This is a genomic window from Nakamurella sp. A5-74, assembly GCF_040438885.1.
Classification (GTDB): Bacteria; Actinomycetota; Actinomycetes; order Mycobacteriales; family Nakamurellaceae; genus Nakamurella.
The window spans coordinates 1268179-1286368 of sequence record NZ_CP159218.1 but is presented as its reverse complement, the minus strand read 5'-3'; the positions used below and the strand labels follow the sequence as shown (position 1 = coordinate 1286368).

Below are 18190 nucleotides of genomic sequence, written 5' to 3'. Positions count from 1 at the left end.
GTGTGCCGGTGTTCGTCCTGGTGGTCATGAGTAGACCCTCCGCTCGTCCGGTGGCGGTACCTCGGCACCCTTGTACTCGACGGCGATCCCGCCCAGCGGATAGCTCTTGCGCTGCGGATGTCCGTCCCAGTCGTCCGGCATGAGGATCCTGGTCAGCGCCGGGTGGCCGGAGAAGATGACGCCGAACATGTCGTACGCCTCGCGCTCGTGCCAGTCCGCGGTCGGATACACCGGGACGGCCGACGGCACGTAGGGATCGTCGATGTCGACGGCCACCTCGAGTCGTATCCGACGGCGATAGGTCATCGAGAGCATCTCGTAGACGACGTGCAGCTGACGCGGAACTGTTGCCCCGGCACGGGTTCCGTAGTCGGCACCGGACAGCGACGCGAGCATCTCGAAGCGCAGGGCGGGTTCGTCCCGGACCGCCCAGAGAATGCCCTGCAGGTGTTCGCGGTGCAGGTAGAAGGTGATCTCGCCGTGCGCGACCGTGACCTGCTCGATCGCCGTCAGCGGGATCCCCCGTTGCTGCAGTGCCAGCTCGAGTGCATCCGCGACCTCGTCGAACCAGCTGCCGTAGGGCCGCTCCGTCGGCTTCGGCCCGAGCTCGGCCCGCACCAGCAGGCCGTAGCCCGAGGTGTCGCCGGGGCCGTGGGCGCCGAACATGCCGTGCCGCTGCACCCCGGTGACCAGAGGCGTTGCGGCAGGGGCGTTCGTGACGATCGCCGGGGACCCGGCCGGCGCGGCGTCGGTGGGGCTCCCGGTGTGCAGGGCAGCGGGTGAATCGACCGAGCTGTCCTTCTCCGGGATGTCGGCGGGGGTGGTCTGCTGGCCCGCCGGTCGCTGCGTGGGCTTCTCGCCTGGCTTCCCCTCGGTCGGCCCGGTCATTTCTTGACCCCTGAGCTGACACCGGGCTCGGCGCCCGGTCGTCCGACGGGCAACCTGCGACCCTTGCCGTACTTCACCGACGAGGCGACGAGCTCGGTGCGCTTGCCGACGAACTCGGCCGCACGAGCCGGCCCCAGCGGGTCGTCCATGATCTTGGCGTGCAGCTTGAGGATCGCGTCGATGAGCATCTCCGGACGCGGCGGACAGCCGGGCAGGTACATGTCGACCGGAACGATGTGGTCGACGCCCTGGACGATCGCATAGTTGTTGAACATGCCGCCGGAGGAGGCGCACACGCCCATCGCCAGCACCCACTTCGGTTCCGGCATCTGGTCGTAGATCTGTCGCAGCACGGGCGCCATCTTCTGGGACACCCGACCGGCGACGATCATCAGATCGGCCTGCCGCGGTGAGGCGCGGAAGACCTCCATGCCGAAGCGTCCGAGGTCGTACCGCGGGGCACCGGTGGTCATCATCTCGATCGCACAGCAGGCCAGTCCGAAGGTCGCCGGGAACATCGAGGCCTTGCGCGTCCAGTTGACCAGTTTCTCGACGCTGGTCAGCAGGACCCCGTTCGGGAGCTTCTCTTCCAGTCCCATGGCGTCAGTCCTCTTCCGCTCTTCCGTGCTGGTGGACCTGTGGGGCCGGCTCGCTACCGGCCGTGCACTGCGCTGTGCCCGTCACTGTCATCGATCAGTCACTGTCATCGATCAGTCCCAGTCATCGATCAGTCCCAGTCCAGCCCGCCGCGGCGCCATACGTAGCCGTAGGCGACGAAGACGGTCAGGATGAACAGCCCCATCTCCACCAGCCCGAAGACGCCGAGCGCATCCGCGGACTGCGCCCACGGGTACAGGAAGATGATCTCGATGTCGAAGATGATGAACAGCATCGCCGTCAGGTAGAACTTGATCGGGAAGCGGCCTGCGGTGCCAGGCGGCAGCGGGGTCGGCTCGATCCCGCATTCGTAGGCATCCAGCTTGGCCCGGTTGAACCGCTTGGGCCCCAACTTGTCCGAGACGACCGTCGCCATCGTCACCGCGAAACCGCCGGCGATGACGATCAGGATGACGATCGGCAGATACGAGTCGAGCATGTCTTCAGATCCCTTCACACACGGGGAGCCGCCCGGTTCAACGTCCGGATCACCTTGTCGGCCCAGTCGCCGCCGGACTCGTCGTACAGACCGGCCAGCAGCTTGAGGACCAGATACATGAGCCGTTTGCGGGGCAGCCCCAGGCTGGTGGCGGCCCGCATCACCCGCGGGTTGCCGATCAACGTGGAGAAGATGCCGCCCAGTCGGTAGTAGCTGCCCAGATGACGGCCCATCGCATCGACGTAGCCGTGCAGTGCCGCCTCGCGCGCAGCACCGGTGCGACCGTGCGCCTGCAGGACGGATTCGGCCGCGATCGCCGCCGACTCCATGGCATAGGCGATGCCCTCACCGTTGAACGGGTTCACCACGCCACCTGCATCGCCGATGAGCAACAGGCCACGGTCGTAGTGCGGGGTGCGGTTGAAGCCCATCGGCAGACCGGCGCCGCCGATCTCGCTGCTGGCGTTCTCCTCGCGCAGTCCCCACTCCTCCGGGGTGCCGTCCAACCAGGTGCGCAGCAGTTGCCGATAATTGGTGCGCCCGAACGCCTTCGACGAGTTCAACATACCGAGGCCGACGTTGACCTGGCCGCCGCCGAGACCGAAGATCCAGCCATAGCCGGGCAGCAGCTTGGCCTTGTCAGGATCCGTGCGGTCCCACAGCTCGAGGTGTGATTCCAGGTGGTCGTCGTCAGCACGGGGGCTGGTGTAATACCGACGGACGGCGACACCCAACGGCCGGTCGTCCCGCTTGCCGACACCCATCCCGAGCGCCACCCGGGCGGACACCCCGTCGGCCGCGATCACCAGCGGCGCGGCGAACCGTCGGACGCCGTTCTCGGTCTTCGCCTCCACGCCGGTGATCCGGCCGGTCTTCTCGTCGATCACCGGTCCGGTGACGTTGGTGGCCAGCCGCAGCTGGGCGCCGGCCTTCACCGCGAGGGTGGCCAGCATGTCGTCGAAATCGCGGCGCGGGCGCACGACGCCGAAGTCCGGGAAGTCTGCCAGCGTCGGCCATGGCAGCTCCAGGGTGACTCCGCCGCCGACGACCCGCAGACCCTTGTTCTTGATCCAGTCGTCCGAGGAGGTGTCGATGCCCAGCACGTGCAGCTGCTTGACGCCGCGCGGAGTGAGGCCGTCGCCGCAGACCTTGTCCCGCGGGAACGTCGATTTCTCCAGCAGCAGCACGTCCATCCCGGCCCGCGCCAGGTGCACGGCCGCGGAAGATCCCGCCGGTCCGGCGCCGACGATGATGACGTCAGCGCTCTCCACCGGATCACTGTGTCCGCTCACGTCCACCTCCTCGTACTGGCCCGTCGCCGGGCCGATTTCGTGCTCACCCGGACTCTGCGACGCGCTTGTGAAGCAGTTCACGAAGTCCTGGGAGCAAGTGTAAGTCCGCTCACACGAGGCTGCGGGCTAAGGCTCACCTAACCTCCCGGCCGTCCCGACTCCCGCGTCGCTCGACCACCGACCGATCCGCCGATCGAGCGAACGAAGTGAGTCGAGATCCCGTCAGATGATCGATCAGTCGCGGATGGCGTGGTGCAGGGCCACGACGCCGAAGGTCAGGTTCTTCCAGGCGACCTCGCCCCAGCCGGCCTGCGCGATGGTGGTTGCGAGGGTCGGCTGGTCGGGCCAGCTGCCGATGGATTCGGCGAGGTAGCTGTAGGCCTCGGGGTTGGAGGAGAACCGCCCGGCGATGAGCGGCATGATCCGCTTGAGGTGGAACCGGTAGAACGGGCGCACGATTGCCGCCGGTCGGGAGAACTCGCACACCAGCAGCTGGCCACCAGGCTTGGTGACGCGCGCGAACTCCCGCAGCGCGGCCGGCGGGTCGACCACGTTGCGCAGACCGAAGGAGATGGTCACCGCGTCGAACGAGGCGTCCGCGAACGGCAACTGCAGGGCATCGGCCGCGGCCTTCGGCAGGGCCGGTCGGCGCAGCGCCCCGGCGCGCAGCATCCCGAGGGAGAAGTCGGCCGCCACCGCCCAGGCGCCGGTGCGGGCCAACTCTGCGGTCGAGACGGCGGTCCCGGCGGCGATGTCGGCCACCTTCATACCGGGACGCAGCGAGAGGGCGCCCACCATGTGCCGCCGCCAGCGGCGATCCTGAAAACCCGACAACACCGAATTGGCCACGTCATAGCGCTGGGCGACGTCGTCGAACATCGCCGCCACCTGCCGGGGCTGCTTGTCGAGATCTGCGCGCGCCATGACCGCAACGGTACCGAGTGAGCGGTCACCGTCCGACGACCTGCCCGGACACCCGCGACGATCCGGACACCTGACGATCACCGATCCGTCACCCTCCGTCCCCTCGGTGACGGGAGTCACGTTCATCCCCACCCTGCAGGCTGACTTCATGATCCTGGCGTCGCGGCATGCGGAGCCGGCGCACCCCGCTCTGTCGCTCGCCGAATCCGCCGTGCTGATCTCCCGCGCCCTCGAGGTGGCCGGCCGGTTGGCCAACGACGCTGCCGAGGTGATCACGGCGACGGCCGGACGGGAGAACGGGTCCGGGCCCGACCCGTCGTACGACTGGGTCACCGACACCGACCGCACCCTGGAGCGCCACACCCGCAGGGTCCTCACCGCGGAGTTCGCCGGCGTGCCCGTGCTGGGTGAGGAGTACGGCGGGCCCGGCGGCTTCGACACGGCACTGCCGGGGTCGCTCGGCGCCGACGAGCTGCTGTGGATCGTCGACCCGCTGGACGGCAGTGCCAATTTCCGGAACGGGCTGCCCTGGTGCGGCTACTCGCTCGCGCTGGTCGACAGCCGCGGCCCGCTCGTCGGCGTGGTCGCAGACCCCTACCGGGCGCAGCTGTACGCCGCTGCGCGCGGGCGGGGCCTGCGGGCGAACGGCCGCCCGGTCGAGCAGGCTGCCGCGGTGGGCGGGTCGGACTCGCTGGCCGGCAGGTTGGTCTTCATCGAGGACAGCCCTGGCCGCCCCCGAGACCAACCGGAGGGTGATCCTGTCCTCGTTCCGCAGCCCACGGAGTCCGTCGGCGCTGCGCCGTGGGTGTCCGACTGGGCCGATGCCTGCCGCAAAGCCGGGGCGGGGGTGCGGATGCTGGGCTCGCCGGCCCTGGCAATCGCACAGGTGGCACTCGGTCGGGCTGCGGCTGCGGTGATCCGCGGGCACCGGGTGTGGGACGTCGCCGGTGCGCTCGCCCTCGCGGACCAGGCCGGATGCCGGATCACCGATCTCGCCGGTCAGCAGATCCCGCTGCCGTTGGACGGTCTGCTCGTCGCCGATCCGTGGGTGGCCGACGCGGTCCTGGCGGTCAACGCCGCCATCATGTCCGGCGGGTCAGCCGACGATCCTGGTCCCACCGCTTCCTGACCGACGTGCCGACCGGCCGACCGACGGGCGCCACCGAGATGCGCAGGTGATCAGCAGCGCGGCGACCAGCCAGGTGATCATCAGCATCAGCGCGACGCTCACCAGCACGTTCTCCGCCGACCGACCTGCGACCCGGACGATGCTCGGATCATTCGCCGCGTACTCGACCTTGAACTGCTGCCCTACCTGCAGGTTCCCCGGGTAGAGGACTCCGCCGGTCGGCCTGATGGTGATGCCGGTGGCGTCGACGAACTCGATCCCGGTCCGCAGCGGCGAGACGGCGAGCACCGTCGCGACCGTCTCGACCCGGGCACCCTCGATGGACGCGTCGTCGACGAACATCGCCACCGTGAGGGCCACGGTCAGCACCGTCAGCACGACGGCCACCGCGACCACGGTGCGCCGGAGCACTCGAGGCAGACGAGGAGCTCGGACTGGACTCACGGGCGTCATTCTCGCAGTGCAAGAGGAAGGGTGGGCCGGAACTCACACTCGACCCGACCGAGCCGGGGGCGGGACGCCGATACGCTCGGATTCGTGACCACCGTCCACGACCTGCGCACCGACGAGCTGGGCGCTGCTGCGCCGCTGCTCGATCGACTGCCGCACGCACGTGGCGCCCTGGCTTTCGTGCGGCACGGCCGCGGTATCGCGGCCTGGGGTGAAGCACATCGGCTCGACGTCCGTGGCGCCGACGCGGCGGCCAGGATCCAGGTCTGGTTCGAGGACCTCGTCCGGTCGGCTGCTGCCGCCGGGGACGCCGAACCGGTGGTGTTCGTCTCGCTCGGCTTCTCCCCCGAGGACCCATCGGTGGCCGTCGTGCCCCGGGTCGCCTGGCGATCCGGGCCGGACGGCCTGCAGCAGATCCTGGGCGACCGCGGGGCAGGCTCGCAGCCGAGGCCGACCCGCCTCACGCGGCCGGGGACGATCCGCTGGTCGGACCCGGAGCAGTCGGCGCTCGGATACCGGGCAGCTGTCGCCTCCGCAGTGCAGGCGATCCGGGCGGGCGAGCTCGGCAAGGTGGTGCTCTCGCACGATCTCACGGCGGTGACGGAGTCCGACGTGGACGAGCGGTTCCTGCTCGGCGCTCTCGCGGACCGTTATCCGAGCTGTTGGGCCTACGCCGTCGATCAGCTGGTCGGTGCGAGCCCGGAGATGCTCGTCGAGCGACACCGGGAGAACGGCCGGCTGGTGGTGACCTCCCGGGTGCTGGCCGGCACCGGCTGGGCCGAGCACGTGGGCGATCCGGTGGTCGCGGATCTGCTGGCCAGCGCCAAGAACCGTTCCGAGCACCGATACGCCGTCGATTCGGTCGCGTCCGTCCTGAGGGGCGTCAGCACCAGCCTCGACGTGCCACCCGAGCCGCAGGCCCTGGTGCTGGCGAACCTCGTCCATCTGGCCACTGACGTCGTCGGCGAGCTGGCGGATCCGGCCCCGTCGGCCCTGCAGCTGGCGGCGGCGTTGCACCCGACGGGGGCTGTCGGCGGGTACCCCCGGGACGCGGCCCTTGAGCTGATCCGTCGACTCGAGGGCCGACCGCGCGGCCGCTATGCCGCTCCCATCGGCTGGATGGATGCCCGCGGTGACGGAGAGTTCGCCCTCGCCCTGCGCGGCGCCTTGGTGGACGGGCGCTGCGTGCGGTTGACCGCAGGCGGTGGGCTGGTGGCCGACTCCGATCCGGACAGTGAGGTCCGCGAGGCCCAGGTCAAGATGATCCCGATGCGCGACGCGCTGGAGTCCTGACGTCCCACACGGGCAGTGACCTCGGTCAGCAGGTGAGCCGAGCAGCTGTGGGCTGTCCGGCTCAGCGCCTCCCCAGCCGACCTCGCTCCCCCCGCGAGGTCAGGCGGTGCTCGGGAAACTGGCGGGTCGTATCGCGTGGTGCACGTAGATCACACCGTTGCCGAACCTTCGATGGTCCAGTAGTTCGAGGTCGAGTCGTACGCCCCGGGGCAGCGCCGGCTTGCCGCCACCCACGAGCACCGGGCACAGCAGCAGCACGCACTCGTCGACCAACCCGTGCCGGAACGCCTGCGCCGCAAGGTCAGCACCGCCGATGCTCAGGTCCGAGCTGGACATCTCCTTGAGCCGGCGGACCGTCTCGGGCTCGAACTGTCGCTCGATCCTGGTACGCGCCGTCGACACCCCTGCGAGCGTCGAGGAGTACACGATCTTGTCGGCGTCGCGCCAGACCTCGGCGTACTCGCGGACGACCGCCGGCTCGGTCGTCAACCAGTCGTCGTCCTCCCAGACGCGCATCGTCTCGTACATGCGGCGGCCGTAGAGCGATGTGCCGATGCGCCGCTCGTGCTCGTTCCAGAACGCGTGCACTTCTTCGTCCGGCACCGACCAGTCGAACGAGCCGCTCTCGTCCTCGAGGTAGCCGTCGAGCGAGGTGTTGGTCGCGTAGATCAGCTTGCCCATGGGTGTCTCCACTCGGACGGGTGGCCGCTGCCTGCAGCGTCAGGCGGCACCAACCAGAGCGTTCACGGGATTCGGGTGGGCGAGCCTGTTCCGACAGTCTTGCCGAGCACTTCGACACCTCGCAAGATCCGTTGCTCGACTGTCCGGCAAGCGCGTAACCCTGGCCCGGCTGCCGCCGACGCGTGCCGCTGCCAGCACCTCCCGGACTAGGCCGTCACCCCCTGGAAATGCTGGGCGCCGGACATCGCCGAGCTCAGGAGGTTGTCCTTCGGGAGCGCCTGCCCGAGGCGCAGGGCAGTCATCCAGGCCTCGGTGGGTCCGACCGCTGCGAAGTTGGAGTTCAGCACTGCCATCAGGGTCGTGTGGACGGTCTTGGCGTCGACGTGACCGGCGTCGTTGCTGATGCTGATCGCACCCGTCGCGTCGGAGAGCACCTCGGCCGCAATGCCGTGGGTCTCGGCCTCGGCGGCGGAGGTGATGATGCAGTTGTTGGTCATGTACCCGACGAGGGTGATGGTCTCGATCGCATGCTCCTGCAGCCAAGCGAGCAGATCTGTACCCGCGAACACCGATCCGAACTGCTTCGTGATCATCTTCCACTCCGGGGTACGGCGCTGTTCGATGTCCGGGTGCAAGGCGAAACCGGGCGTCGTCGGGTTGAAGATCGGCGCTTCGTCACCGGCCGTGTGCTGGACAGCGACCACCGGAACGCTCGCAGCGGTCGCGGCATCGATGACTGCGGCGATCTTCTGGACCGAATCCGTCGGTGCGGGGTACTGAATCTCCAGCGGTCCGCTGAAGTACTCCTGCTGGATGTCGACAAGGACAAGTGCGCGGGTCGGGTTGGTCAAGGGATGCTCCTGGGTCTGGGACAAGTGGGATCTACCCCTCAGTGTTGCCCGGTCGGACGCTCGGCACCACTGGCACGAGTGCGGCCTTACGATGGAATCAGGCCAAACCCAGGAGGGCTTCGTGAAGATCGCGGTGTACGCGTTCGACGGCGTGACGATGTTTCATCTCGCCGTCCCGCAGATGGTTTTCGGCGAGGTGACCCGTCAGGGCCTGGCGCCGTGGGCGACCGTGCTCTTCTCGGATCGCCCGGGGTCGATCCGCACTGAAGAGGGGTACAGCCTCGGCCGGGTCGGCGGTGTCGACGTCACAGCAGATGCCGACATCGTGATCGTTCCCTCCTGGATCCCGGACGGTCGCGAACCCCGGCCAGGGCTACGGCGGACACTCCTGGCCGCCCACGAACGCGGAGCGACGATCGTCGGATTGTGCCTCGGAGCGACCGCGATCGCAGACATCGGCCTGCTCGACGGGCGCACCGCCGTCACCCACTGGCACGCGGCCGAGGCCCTCAGAGAGAAGCACCGGCGCATCACCGTCGACGCCGACGTTCTCTACCTGGACCATGGCGACGTCATGACGTCCGCCGGCACCGCAGCGGGCATCGACGCGTGCCTGCACATCGTGCGGACCCGACTCGGTGCCGAGGCGGCCAACACGGTGGCGCGAAGCCTCGTCGTTGCACCACACCGCGAAGGCGGGCAGGCGCAGTACATCGAACGCCCCGTGTCCCCGCAGACAACCGCCGACCCGATAGGGCAGGCCACGACCTGGGCCTTGCAGAACCTCGACGCCGACCTCAGCATCGAACGGCTCGCAGCAGTAGCCCACCTGAGTCGCCGGACGTTCGTCCGAGCATTCCGAGACCGGATGGGGTCGACACCCGCTGCTTGGGTGCGGTCCCGTCGTCTCGACGAAGCGCGGCTCCTGCTCGAGAACTCGAACCTCTCGATCGATCAGATCGCCGCGGCATGTGGATTCGGCAACCCGGTCACCCTGCGGCAGAACTTCGCGTCTGCGATCGGCAGCACGCCGTCGAGCTACCGACGCCGCTTCGACACGACGACCTGAGCGGCGATCCTTCGCGGCGGTCGTCGGAGAACACAGTCGTGCGCCAGCGGGCTGTTCTGTTGTAGTTGCCGGTGTGCACAAGAACCAGATCACGATCGAGCTGATCACCCAGCTGCTGGAGGAGCAGTTTCCCCAGTGGGCGGACCTGCCGATCAGACCGGTGGAGAAGGACGGCTGGGACAACCTCACCATGCGCCTGGGCGACTCCCTGTCGGTGCGGTTTCCCAGTGCGGACATGTACACGCCCCAGGTGGAGAAGGAGCACCGTTGGCTGCCGCTGCTGCGGCCGCAACTGCCGTTCCCGATCCCGATCCCGCTCGGTAGAGGTGTGCCGAGTGATCGGTTCCCCCGACCGTGGTCGGTCTACCACTGGCTCCCCGGCCAACAGGCCACACCGCAGCGGGTGTCGGATCCGGTGCGAATGGCCGAGGACGTCAGCGGGTTCCTCAACGCGCTGCGCCGGATCGACGCGACCAGCGGCCCCCGGGCAGGCTTGCACAGCTTCCACCGCGGCGACAGCCCAGCTCACTGGGACGACTCGGCCCGGACCGCGATCACGGCGCTCGCCGATCTGATCGACACGTCGGCCGCGCTCGCCATCTGGGACACCGCGCTGAACAGCGCCTGGAACGCACCACCTGTGTGGTTCCACGGGGACATGAGCGGCGGCAACCTACTCGTGCGGGACGGCGGGCTCAGCGCCGTCATCGACTTCGGCACCTGCGGCGTCGGAGATCCAGCCTGTGATCTGGTCATCGCGTGGTCGTTCTTCCGCGGCGCCGGTCGGGACGCGTTCCGGCGGGGCGTTGCGCTGGACGAAGACACCTGGGCACGAGCGCGGGGGTGGATGCTGTGGAAGGCGGCCATCACCCTGCAGGACGCGCGCGAGGAGGCGCCGGACCGGATCGAACAAGCCGGCGTGCAGTTCGGGTGGCGAACCGGTGCACTGGAACTGATCGAAGACGTCCTGAGCGACGTTGACTGCTGATCCGGGCGCAGCCGCAGGTTCATCCCGGCGAGGACACGATCGATGACGCGGGACCACAGGAGTTCAGCGTCGCAGCGCCCTGTCCACAGAACCACGCACCGTGGCACTGAACTCCCGCAGTGATGACCGGTCGGTGGGCACTTCGATCACCCGGATCCCCGTTCCCTGGAGCGCTTCCGCGGTGAGTTCGGCCGCCAGTTCCTCCGGGTCGGTGACCATCAGGTGCTCATATCCCAGCGACTCGACGACCTGCCCGAGCTGCACCCCGAGCGGGGTGGCGAAGACCCGCTCGAACGGACGGACGTACTGCGCCGCACCGGGTTCGAGCGTGCCGAAGATGGCGCCGCCGTCGTTGTTGGAGACCACGAAGGTCAGATCGGGCACCGGCTCGTGCGGCCCGATCAGCAGTCCGTTCAGCTCGTGCAGGAACGTCAGGTCGCCCAGCAATGCCACCGTGGGGCGCTCGGGGTCGGCCAGCGCTGCACCGATCGCCGTGGAGACGGTGCCGTCGATGCCGGCCACCCCGCGGTTGGCCAGTACCCGTACCCCGGCGCGACAACAGGAGAAGCGACCGACGTCGCGCGGCGTCTGGGAGGAGCCCAGCACCAGCATGGCCGATGTCGGTAGCGAGGCCACCACGGTGCGCGCCAGCAACGGACCGAGGCCCAGGTCGTGCCCGGCCACCGCTTCCGCGAGAACGTCCCGGACGGCACTGTCGGCGTCCAGCCAGGCTTCGCGGAACTCCGTCGGCGCCGGCCCGAGGATGGCGGCCAGTGCGCCGGAGACCGTGCGAGCGCGGCCTGTCGGGTCGGCGACCGGTCCGGTCGGTCCGACCACGTCGATCACCGGCGCGGATCCGAGCAGCGCGCTGACCGCCCGGTAGAGCGTCGGTCGTCCGAGCACGACGACCCGGTCGGGGGTGGCTCCGGCGAACAGGTCTCCTGCGAAATCCGCTTCCAGCAGCGGGATCCCGGCCTCCAGTACCCGCGGGCCCGCGGCGCCGCCGGCCTCCGAGACCACCAACTGGCCGGCTGCGGCCACTCCTGCGGCGGCCGGGTGCGTCAGGTCCGCGACGAACAACACCCGCTCGCCCGGTTCCGGGGCGGCGACGGGTTCCGCATCCGTCGCCGGGTGGGCCTCGAAGCCTCCCGGTCGCACCTGGCTCAGCCAGCGGTCGGGGTCCTCGGACTCCGCAGCCTCCGGCAGCAGCGGGACGTCGAACGGCAGGTTCAGCTGGACCGGTCCTGGCAGCGCGCCGACGGATGCCCGCAGAGCGTGCTGGAACATCGCGCGCCACTGCTCCGGATCACTGTGCGGCGCAGGGGGTTCCGGCTCCTCGAACCACCGGAGTGCGCCACTGAACACCTGTCGCTGGTCGATCACCTGGTTCGCGCCGAGCGCTCGCAACGCGGGTGGCCGGTCGGCAGACAGCACGATCATCGGCACGCCGCCGTGGTGGGCTTCGAGGACTGCTGGGTGCAGGTTGGCCACCGCAGTCCCCGAGGTCGTACTCACCAGTGCTGGACGGCCGCTGGCTCGGCCGAGGCCGAGGGCCAGGAAGCCTGCGCTGCGTTCGTCGACCCGGACGTGCAGCCGGAGCAGCCCGGCGGCGTCCGCGGCGTGCAGGGCCAGCGAGAGCGGAGCGTTGCGGGAACCGGGCGACAGCACCGCATCCGTCAGGCCGTGCCCGATCGCGGCCAGCACGAGGGTGCGGGCGAGCAGCACCGCGGGCGGAACCGCCGGCCCGGACGGCGACTGGGCAGTCATGGACACCTCATTCCGGTCGAGAGTTGCTGCGCGGCAAGCAGTTCCGCAACCCGTCGCAACCGCGCGCGCCAGTACTGGGCGGTGTCCTCGTCTGCCGGCCACGCGTCGATCAGATCGGGTTCCGGCGCTCGCGGTGCCACCGGCAGCCTGCCGTCCTGCGGCAGTGGTCGCTCGGTGCTGACATCGCCGACCAGCAGCGAGCTGGTCCCCAACCCGCAGGCCCTGGGGGTCCCCGGCAGGCACGCGGCGGCGGCGACCCCGGCAGCAAGCCCGACCGCCGAGTCGACGGCCGAGGAGATCACCACGTCCATCGCGGCCTCGGCGCGGATCTGCTCGGCGATCCGCAGCGTGGCGTGCACGCCGCCGAGCGGTGCGACCTTGAGCACCGCGACGTCGGCAGCGCCGGCCCTCGCCACCGCCAGCGGATCGGACGCCAACCGGATCGACTCGTCGGCGGCGATGGGCACGGCGACCCGGGCCCGCACCGTCACCAGTTCCTGAATGGTGCGGCAGGGCTGCTCCACATACTCCAACCCACCCGCGGCCTCGGCATGACCGGGGATCAGCGCCAGAGCGGTGGCCGTGTCCCACAGTGCGTTGGCGTCGATACGGATGTGGCCGTCTCGTCCGAGCGCGTCCCGCACCGCGCGCAACCGGTCGCGATCAGCTCCCGGGTCGGTGCCGGGTCCACCGACCTTCACCTTTGCGGTGCGGCAGCCGGAGGCGAGCACGAGTGCGTGCGCCCGCTCCGGGTCGACGATCGGCACCGTCGTGTTGACCTCGACGGTGTTCCTGACCGCGGCGGGCCATGGGTGCAGCGCGGTGTCGAGCGCCGCGGCCAACCAGCCGGTGGCGGTCTGGTCGTCGTAGTCGCGGAACGGCGCGAACTCCGCCCATCCGGCCGGCCCGCGCATCAGGATGCCCTCGCGGATGTCGACGCCCCGGAACCGGTCGACCATCGGGATCGCGAACACGACGGCGCTGCGCAAGATGTCCTCGACCTCCGCGGTCCCGCCACTCCTCACGTGAGTTCCCGGACCGGACGGGAGCGCAGGTGTTCCCTCAGGTACGGGATGGCGACGTCGACCTTCCCGTACCCGGCGGGAGCCACCAGGCCTGCGGCGATCAGCCGACGGCGGTACTGGCCGGCGTAGCTGGCGTCGACCCCGAGCCGTCGGGCGATGTCCTGCATCCGGCTGGGCCCGTCGTCCTGGGCGACCGCGAGCAGGAACCGCAGATCCACCTCGGACAACGAGTTCAGGGCCGGCTCGTGGACCAGCCGTCCGAGCCGGCGGGTGGCCGCCTTCACTCCTTGCCGGGCGTGGGCAGCGGTGATCTCGGCGGCCGACTCGTCCGCCCGCCAGGTGTGGTAGCCGACCAGCTGGATCAGGAACGGGTAGCGCCGGGTCCCCGCGGCGGCGATGTCCAGCGCTTCAGCGGAGATGGTCCGCTCGTTGTCCTCGATGGGCACCTGCAGCGCTTCGCGCACCTCCTCGTCGGTGACGGCCATCAGGGCGTAGTGCTCGGCCCGGCGCAGGAACGTCGTGCCGGGGTGATCGAGCAGCGCGGCGACGTCATGCGGCAGACCTGCTGCCAGGAAAGCGATCTCGCGTTCCTCGCGGAACAGGTGCTGGACGGTCTGGGTGATGACGGTGAGGTCGCGGCGGGCGCCGGAGTGCAGTTCGTCGATGGTGATCAACACGCCGGTGTCGTGCTCGGCGAGCGCATCAGTGAGGATTTCCAGCCGCGACCGCAGCGAGGCGACCTCGGGATGGTCGTCAACGCGCAGTCGGGTGACGCCGAGTCCACCGACCGGCGAGGTGACCGTCAGGCCGGAGAGCTGGTTGCGCACGATGCCGCTGACGTGGCGGTGCAGCAGGTCCGGGATCTGGGTGTCGCGCATCTCGGCGGCGATGCCCGAACGCGCCGTCTGTGAGATGACCAGCCAACCCCGGAGCCGGGCTGCATCCTCGAGAGCGTTGAGCATCACGGTCTTGCCGGTGCCGCGGGCGCCGGAGAACAGCATCGCCCGGCCGGGGGCGCCGGGGCCGTCGTCGAGCGCCTCGGTGAACGCTTCGATCTGCTCGTCGCGACCGACCAACACCGGCGGAGTGACGCCGAAGGTGGGCCGGAACGGATTGCCCATGCCCTGCCCACCTCCTGTGTCGAACCCGCCACCGTGCGCGGACGAGCTCCTGTCGCCGATCGATCCGACGGAGCCTTTACAGGCTTTTCCATCTTTTCAATCTTTCACACTCTAGCGACGGAGTCCTCGGCTTGCAGGACACCCGACGGCCGAGCGATCAGCAGACTACGAGCGCGCACCGACAGCGGGATGCACCCGCGGGGACGTCACTGCGTCCAGGGCGGAGCGATCACGCTGCCGTCCCCCGTGGTGGCGGTGAGCCCGACGGAGGTGGTGACCCAGGCACGCGCTCCGCCGGGCCCGCCGGCGACGGCGAGCTGCGAGCCGGCGGGGACGAAAACAGTCTGGCCGGGGTGTGCCCGCAGTGCCACACCGTCGAGATCCACCAGGAGTTCACCGCCCAGGACGAGCAGCACCTCCTCGTGCGACACGCGGTGCGGCACTCCGGGGGTGCCGGCAACCACGTCGAGGCGCCAGGCGCACAGCTGGGTGCTGCCGCCTGCCGGGGCGACGAACGAGGTGAACGTACTTCCGTGCATCTGGAAGCTGCGGCTGTCGGACTCGGCGATCACGGTCATGGTCGGCTCCTCGGTGAATGGTCAACGTGATTGACCATAATGGTCAACCAGGCTGACCGTTTCTGTCAACATGGAGCGATGGCACCGAACAGGGGTGACGTCGCGATGCTCGTCCTCGCCGCTGCGGGTGATGCGGTCGCCGGCATCCAGGACGAGCTGCAGCGCAGCGGCTTCCGTGACGTCCGTCCGGCCCACGGATTCGCCTTCGTCCGGATCGCCCGGGGAGATGCGACCTCACTGGATGTCGCCGAGCACCTCGGCGTCAGCAAGCAGGCGGCCGGCAAGCTCGTCGACCAGCTCGTCGACCGCGGTTATGTGGTGCGGACCCACGATCCCTCGGACAGGCGCCGCCGCCCGCTGCAGCTGACGCAGCGCGGCCGAGCCTGCACCGATGGCGCTGAGGCGGCCGCGCAGCAGGTGGTGAACTCCTGGCAGGACCGGCTGGGCGCCGATGGGGTCGCGGCCCTGCGCATGCTGTTGCAGCAGCTGGACCTGTCCGGACCGATCCGGCCGGCCTGGTGAATGTGTCGTAGTGGGACGCGCTGCACCGGAACCGAGCGGCCCTGGTGCGCTGGACACGGGACGAGATCGAGGTCGAGACTCCTGCAGCGGCCTGATCATGGTCTGCGCGGTGCCGAACGGTCGGATCCGATTCGTCGCGCAAGTACCACGTCGCTGTCGGTCCCAGATGTTTGGCTGTCAGCATGAACGTGCGCGAGCAGGAAGCCCTGAACATGAGTCCGGCGTCGGACAGGTTGGTCGAGCCCATCGGCGACCGTCCCTGGCCGCGGCCGGAGCTGCCGATCGGCCTGGGCACCAACACCTTCGGCCGCACGATGGACGAAGGTCAGTCCTGCCAGGTCCTCGACTTCTTCGTCGAGGCGGGCGGAACGTTGGTCGACACCGCGGACACCTACTCGAACGGCGAGTCCGAGGTGATCATCGGCAGATGGATGCGTGAGCGGGGCACCCGAGAGCAGGTGACCCTCGTGAGCAAGGTCGGCAACCACGCGGACTTCGACGGCCTGTCAGCCAAGAGCGTGGCCGGTGGTCTCGAGTCATCGCTCCGCCGGCTGAGCACCGACAGCATCGACATCTACTTCGCGCACTACGAGGACCGCACCGTCCCGGTCGCGGAGAGCGCTGCCGCCTTCGACGCCGCGTTCCGTGCCGGCAAGATACGGGCTGTCGGTCTCTCGAACTTCGCTGCGGCGACGATCGACGAATGGCTGGACGTAGCTCGCAGTGGCGGCCTGGAAGCCCCGGTGGTTCTGCAACCGCACTACAGCCTCTCGCAGCGACAGCCCTACGAGTCGGAGGTGGCCGGAATCGCGGCTGCGGAAGGGTTGATGGTCCTTCCGTATCGGGCGCTCGGCGGAGGATTCCTGACGGGCAAGTACCGCACCACGGCCGACACCCAAGGCCGTGCCCGAGGCGCCGGGGTGCTGCCTCTGCTCACCCCGGCTGGGCTGCGACTGCTCGACACACTCGACGCGATCGCTCGCACCCACGACGTCCGGCCCGCCGCGATCGCCTTGGCCTGGTTGCTACAGCAACCCACCGTGACCGCACCGCTGGCATCGGCAACGTCAACCACCCAGCTCGCCGAACTGCTTGCGGCACCGACGGTCCGCATGGACGACTCGGACCTGGACCGTCTCACCGCAGCAGCCGACTCGCTGGTCTGAGCACGGACCTGCGGATGCATCCTGGTCCGTCGAGAGCACTGGCTTGCCGTCCGCTACCGGCCTCTGGATCAGTGGAGGGGCTTCGATCAGCCAATGGAGCAGGCGCCCCGACTTGTCCATGCGACGGGCGACGGTGGCCACGATCGGCTCGGCAGCGATCGCTTCATGGATCTCGACGCGCTCCTGAGTCGCTCGCTCGATCAACGTGGGGGCGTCGCCCGGAAGCCAGGAGCAGCTGTGTGGCGCGAAAACGCCGAACGGAGGGCCGGGAACCAGCAATCGTGCCGAACTGGTGCGGCGGGAGCACAGGAACGCGTACAACGCCGAACGCGGCGGGTTCGTCCGCGGGCCAACGTCTCTGCCTGATGCGGTTCACCTGGGAGCTGTGAGCGCACACCATCACTTCCTGGAGCGCGGTTCCGTCGGCCGAGAAGGCTCGTGGTGCAACAACTTGAAGTCCTGCCACGACCGTTCGGCTGCAGTCATGGCCGTCCGGGTCCTGGCGGGATCCAAGCTGGCGAGGGTTGCCACGATCCCTTGCTGCACAGCGGTTGCGGCTGTCAGCGACGGGAAGAACGAGGTGCCCTCGGCCGGGGCGATCACCACCTCGTCAGCCACAGCGCGCAGCGCCTGCGGGAGGCTGTCTGCCAGCAGCACCACTGCGGCTCCTCGCCGATGGGCCGATCGGGCCGCGATCACTGCCACGTCGTAGATACGCCAGTAGGAGCAGACGATCAGCAGGTCCGCCGGTCCCATCCGGGACACTGCGTTGCTCAGGGCGGCCGGTTCGTTCAACAGCTCCCTGACCGGATAGCCGGCGATCCCCATGTTGTGCGCCAGCGCGAGGCCGACCGCCGCAAAACTGCCCTGCGACGTCACATAGATGTTGTCCGCCTTGATGATCCGCCGCGCGATTCGCAGGATCTGGGCCTCGTCGATGGACCGCGACGCCGCCGCGAGCGCACGCTGGTCGTTGCGTAGCGCATCACCGAACGGCATCTGCGAATCCGCATGCGATGCGGCGATGTCCACCAGCGACAGCCGGGCCAGGTACCGGGACCGAAGCTCCGCCTGCAACCGCGGCCAGCCGGGAAAGCCCAGCCGTTGCGCGGTTCGCGTGACCGACGAAACCGAGGCACCGGCCAGTTCGGCGATCTCGGCGGCGGGGGCATGGCTGGCATGTCCGGGATCAGCGTGCAACTGCTGGAAGACCGCCTGACCCTGGGCACCGAGGCCGCCGGGCGGGAGCAGTGAGCGCAACCATTCGTCGAGCGATTCGGGTGTCGGTTCGACCGGTCGGGACGCCACGGCCAGAGCCTACGGCCCGCCAGCAGATGTGCAAGTCGAATT

General features: G+C 69.3%; 19 protein-coding genes. 6 read left to right on the top strand and 13 right to left on the bottom strand.

The genetic code is table 11. From position 1 onward, the window contains the following. Positions 1-24 precede the first annotated feature (24 nt). From ABLG96_RS05830 to ABLG96_RS05810, 5 genes are all read right to left on the bottom strand, one after another. The gene (locus ABLG96_RS05830) at positions 25-888 is read right to left on the bottom strand and encodes an NADH-quinone oxidoreductase subunit C (RefSeq protein ID WP_353650448.1); all 864 of its coding nucleotides are present in this window, start codon (positions 886-888) and stop codon (positions 25-27) included. Next, positions 885-1487, bottom strand: coding sequence for an NADH-quinone oxidoreductase subunit B family protein (locus ABLG96_RS05825; protein WP_353650447.1), 603 nt, complete (start codon positions 1485-1487; stop codon positions 885-887). Before ABLG96_RS05825 ends, ABLG96_RS05830 begins: the two co-directional genes overlap by 4 nt. Before the next feature lie 128 nt (positions 1488-1615). Next, positions 1616-1984 (bottom strand): NADH-quinone oxidoreductase subunit A, encoded by a 369-nt coding sequence (locus ABLG96_RS05820; RefSeq protein WP_353650446.1) that lies wholly within the window; start codon positions 1982-1984, stop codon positions 1616-1618. A 14-nt stretch (positions 1985-1998) separates the two neighbouring features. After that, positions 1999-3276 carry a geranylgeranyl reductase family protein gene (locus ABLG96_RS05815; protein WP_353650445.1) on the bottom strand — a complete coding sequence of 426 codons (1278 nt, stop codon included), beginning with the start codon at positions 3274-3276 and terminating at the stop codon, positions 1999-2001. Between the two features lie 234 nt (positions 3277-3510). Continuing rightward, a complete protein-coding gene (locus tag ABLG96_RS05810; RefSeq protein WP_353650444.1) occupies positions 3511-4200 on the bottom strand; it encodes a demethylmenaquinone methyltransferase in 690 nt (229 codons plus the stop codon). On the opposite strand from ABLG96_RS05810, the gene ABLG96_RS05805 reads away from it, so the two are divergent. Then, a complete protein-coding gene (locus ABLG96_RS05805; protein ID WP_353650443.1) occupies positions 4199-5329 on the top strand; it encodes an inositol monophosphatase in 1131 nt (376 codons plus the stop codon). The two genes, ABLG96_RS05810 and ABLG96_RS05805, sit on opposite strands and share 2 nt — an antisense overlap. On the opposite strand, the gene ABLG96_RS05800 is transcribed toward ABLG96_RS05805, so the two are convergent. Then, a complete protein-coding gene (locus tag ABLG96_RS05800; protein WP_353650442.1) occupies positions 5297-5773 on the bottom strand; it encodes a DUF3592 domain-containing protein in 477 nt (158 codons plus the stop codon). The genes ABLG96_RS05805 and ABLG96_RS05800 overlap by 33 nt on opposite strands. 93 nt (positions 5774-5866) lie before the next feature. Between ABLG96_RS05800 and ABLG96_RS05795 the strand changes: the two genes are divergently transcribed. Continuing rightward, positions 5867-7072, top strand: coding sequence for a chorismate-binding protein (locus ABLG96_RS05795; protein WP_353650441.1), 1206 nt, complete (start codon positions 5867-5869; stop codon positions 7070-7072). A 99-nt stretch (positions 7073-7171) separates the two neighbouring features. On the opposite strand, the gene ABLG96_RS05790 is transcribed toward ABLG96_RS05795, so the two are convergent. After that, the gene (locus ABLG96_RS05790) at positions 7172-7753 is read right to left on the bottom strand and encodes a dihydrofolate reductase family protein (protein ID WP_353650440.1); all 582 of its coding nucleotides are present in this window, start codon (positions 7751-7753) and stop codon (positions 7172-7174) included. 206 nt (positions 7754-7959) lie between these two features. Then, complete coding sequence (locus tag ABLG96_RS05785; RefSeq protein WP_353650439.1) at positions 7960-8604, bottom strand: isochorismatase family protein; 645 nt, start codon at positions 8602-8604, stop codon at positions 7960-7962. Between the two features lie 121 nt (positions 8605-8725). On the opposite strand from ABLG96_RS05785, the gene ABLG96_RS05780 reads away from it, so the two are divergent. Beyond that, entirely contained in the window at positions 8726-9673 is a 948-nt protein-coding gene (locus ABLG96_RS05780) for a helix-turn-helix domain-containing protein (RefSeq protein ID WP_353650438.1), read from the top strand. A 73-nt stretch (positions 9674-9746) separates the two neighbouring features. Next, entirely contained in the window at positions 9747-10661 is a 915-nt protein-coding gene (locus tag ABLG96_RS05775) for an aminoglycoside phosphotransferase family protein (RefSeq protein WP_353650437.1), read from the top strand. A gap of 63 nt (positions 10662-10724) precedes the next feature. Here ABLG96_RS05775 and menD read toward each other — a convergent pair whose 3' ends face one another. The 4 genes from menD to ABLG96_RS05755 all read right to left on the bottom strand — a co-directional run bounded on the left by menD (position 10725) and on the right by ABLG96_RS05755 (position 15152). Continuing rightward, positions 10725-12428: a 2-succinyl-5-enolpyruvyl-6-hydroxy-3-cyclohexene-1-carboxylic-acid synthase gene (gene menD, locus ABLG96_RS05770; RefSeq protein WP_353650436.1), complete on the bottom strand. Its 1704-nt coding sequence runs from the start codon at positions 12426-12428 to the stop codon at positions 10725-10727. Further along, entirely contained in the window at positions 12425-13453 is a 1029-nt protein-coding gene (locus ABLG96_RS05765) for an o-succinylbenzoate synthase (protein ID WP_353650435.1), read from the bottom strand. The genes menD and ABLG96_RS05765 overlap by 4 nt, the downstream gene beginning before the upstream one ends. Beyond that, positions 13450-14574, bottom strand: coding sequence for an ATP-binding protein (locus ABLG96_RS05760; RefSeq protein WP_353650434.1), 1125 nt, complete (start codon positions 14572-14574; stop codon positions 13450-13452). Before ABLG96_RS05760 ends, ABLG96_RS05765 begins: the two co-directional genes overlap by 4 nt. Before the next feature lie 206 nt (positions 14575-14780). Then, entirely contained in the window at positions 14781-15152 is a 372-nt protein-coding gene (locus tag ABLG96_RS05755) for a cupin domain-containing protein (protein ID WP_353650433.1), read from the bottom strand. Positions 15153-15230: 78 nt separating this feature from the next. Here ABLG96_RS05755 and ABLG96_RS05750 point away from each other — a divergent pair, with 78 nt between their 5' ends. Continuing rightward, a complete protein-coding gene (locus tag ABLG96_RS05750; protein WP_353650432.1) occupies positions 15231-15674 on the top strand; it encodes a MarR family winged helix-turn-helix transcriptional regulator in 444 nt (147 codons plus the stop codon). 182 nt (positions 15675-15856) lie between these two features. Next, complete coding sequence (locus ABLG96_RS05745) at positions 15857-16840, top strand: aldo/keto reductase (RefSeq protein WP_353650431.1); 984 nt, start codon at positions 15857-15859, stop codon at positions 16838-16840. Positions 16841-17239: 399 nt separating this feature from the next. On the opposite strand, the gene ABLG96_RS05740 is transcribed toward ABLG96_RS05745, so the two are convergent. Further along, positions 17240-18148, bottom strand: a complete 909-nt coding sequence (locus tag ABLG96_RS05740) for a MurR/RpiR family transcriptional regulator (protein WP_353650430.1) — start codon at positions 18146-18148, stop codon at positions 17240-17242. Positions 18149-18190 lie beyond the last annotated feature (42 nt).

What these genes read in the sequence shown, in the direction of transcription:
- ABLG96_RS05790 (WP_353650440.1), bottom strand. Translation starts at nt 7,753, where the DNA reads ATGGGCAAGCTGATCTACGCGACCAACACCTCGCTCGACGGCTACCTC.
- ABLG96_RS05830 (WP_353650448.1), bottom strand. Translation starts at nt 888, where the DNA reads ATGACCGGGCCGACCGAGGGGAAGCCAGGCGAGAAGCCCACGCAGCGA.
- ABLG96_RS05810 (WP_353650444.1), bottom strand. Translation starts at nt 4,200, where the DNA reads ATGGCGCGCGCAGATCTCGACAAGCAGCCCCGGCAGGTGGCGGCGATG.
- menD (WP_353650436.1), bottom strand. Translation starts at nt 12,428, where the DNA reads ATGACTGCCCAGTCGCCGTCCGGGCCGGCGGTTCCGCCCGCGGTGCTG.
- ABLG96_RS05820 (WP_353650446.1), bottom strand. Translation starts at nt 1,984, where the DNA reads ATGCTCGACTCGTATCTGCCGATCGTCATCCTGATCGTCATCGCCGGC.
- ABLG96_RS05745 (WP_353650431.1), top strand. Translation starts at nt 15,857, where the DNA reads ATGAACGTGCGCGAGCAGGAAGCCCTGAACATGAGTCCGGCGTCGGAC.
- ABLG96_RS05760 (WP_353650434.1), bottom strand. Translation starts at nt 14,574, where the DNA reads ATGGGCAATCCGTTCCGGCCCACCTTCGGCGTCACTCCGCCGGTGTTG.
- ABLG96_RS05755 (WP_353650433.1), bottom strand. Translation starts at nt 15,152, where the DNA reads ATGACCGTGATCGCCGAGTCCGACAGCCGCAGCTTCCAGATGCACGGA.
- ABLG96_RS05805 (WP_353650443.1), top strand. Translation starts at nt 4,199, where the DNA reads ATGACCGCAACGGTACCGAGTGAGCGGTCACCGTCCGACGACCTGCCC.
- ABLG96_RS05750 (WP_353650432.1), top strand. Translation starts at nt 15,231, where the DNA reads ATGGCACCGAACAGGGGTGACGTCGCGATGCTCGTCCTCGCCGCTGCG.
- ABLG96_RS05825 (WP_353650447.1), bottom strand. Translation starts at nt 1,487, where the DNA reads ATGGGACTGGAAGAGAAGCTCCCGAACGGGGTCCTGCTGACCAGCGTC.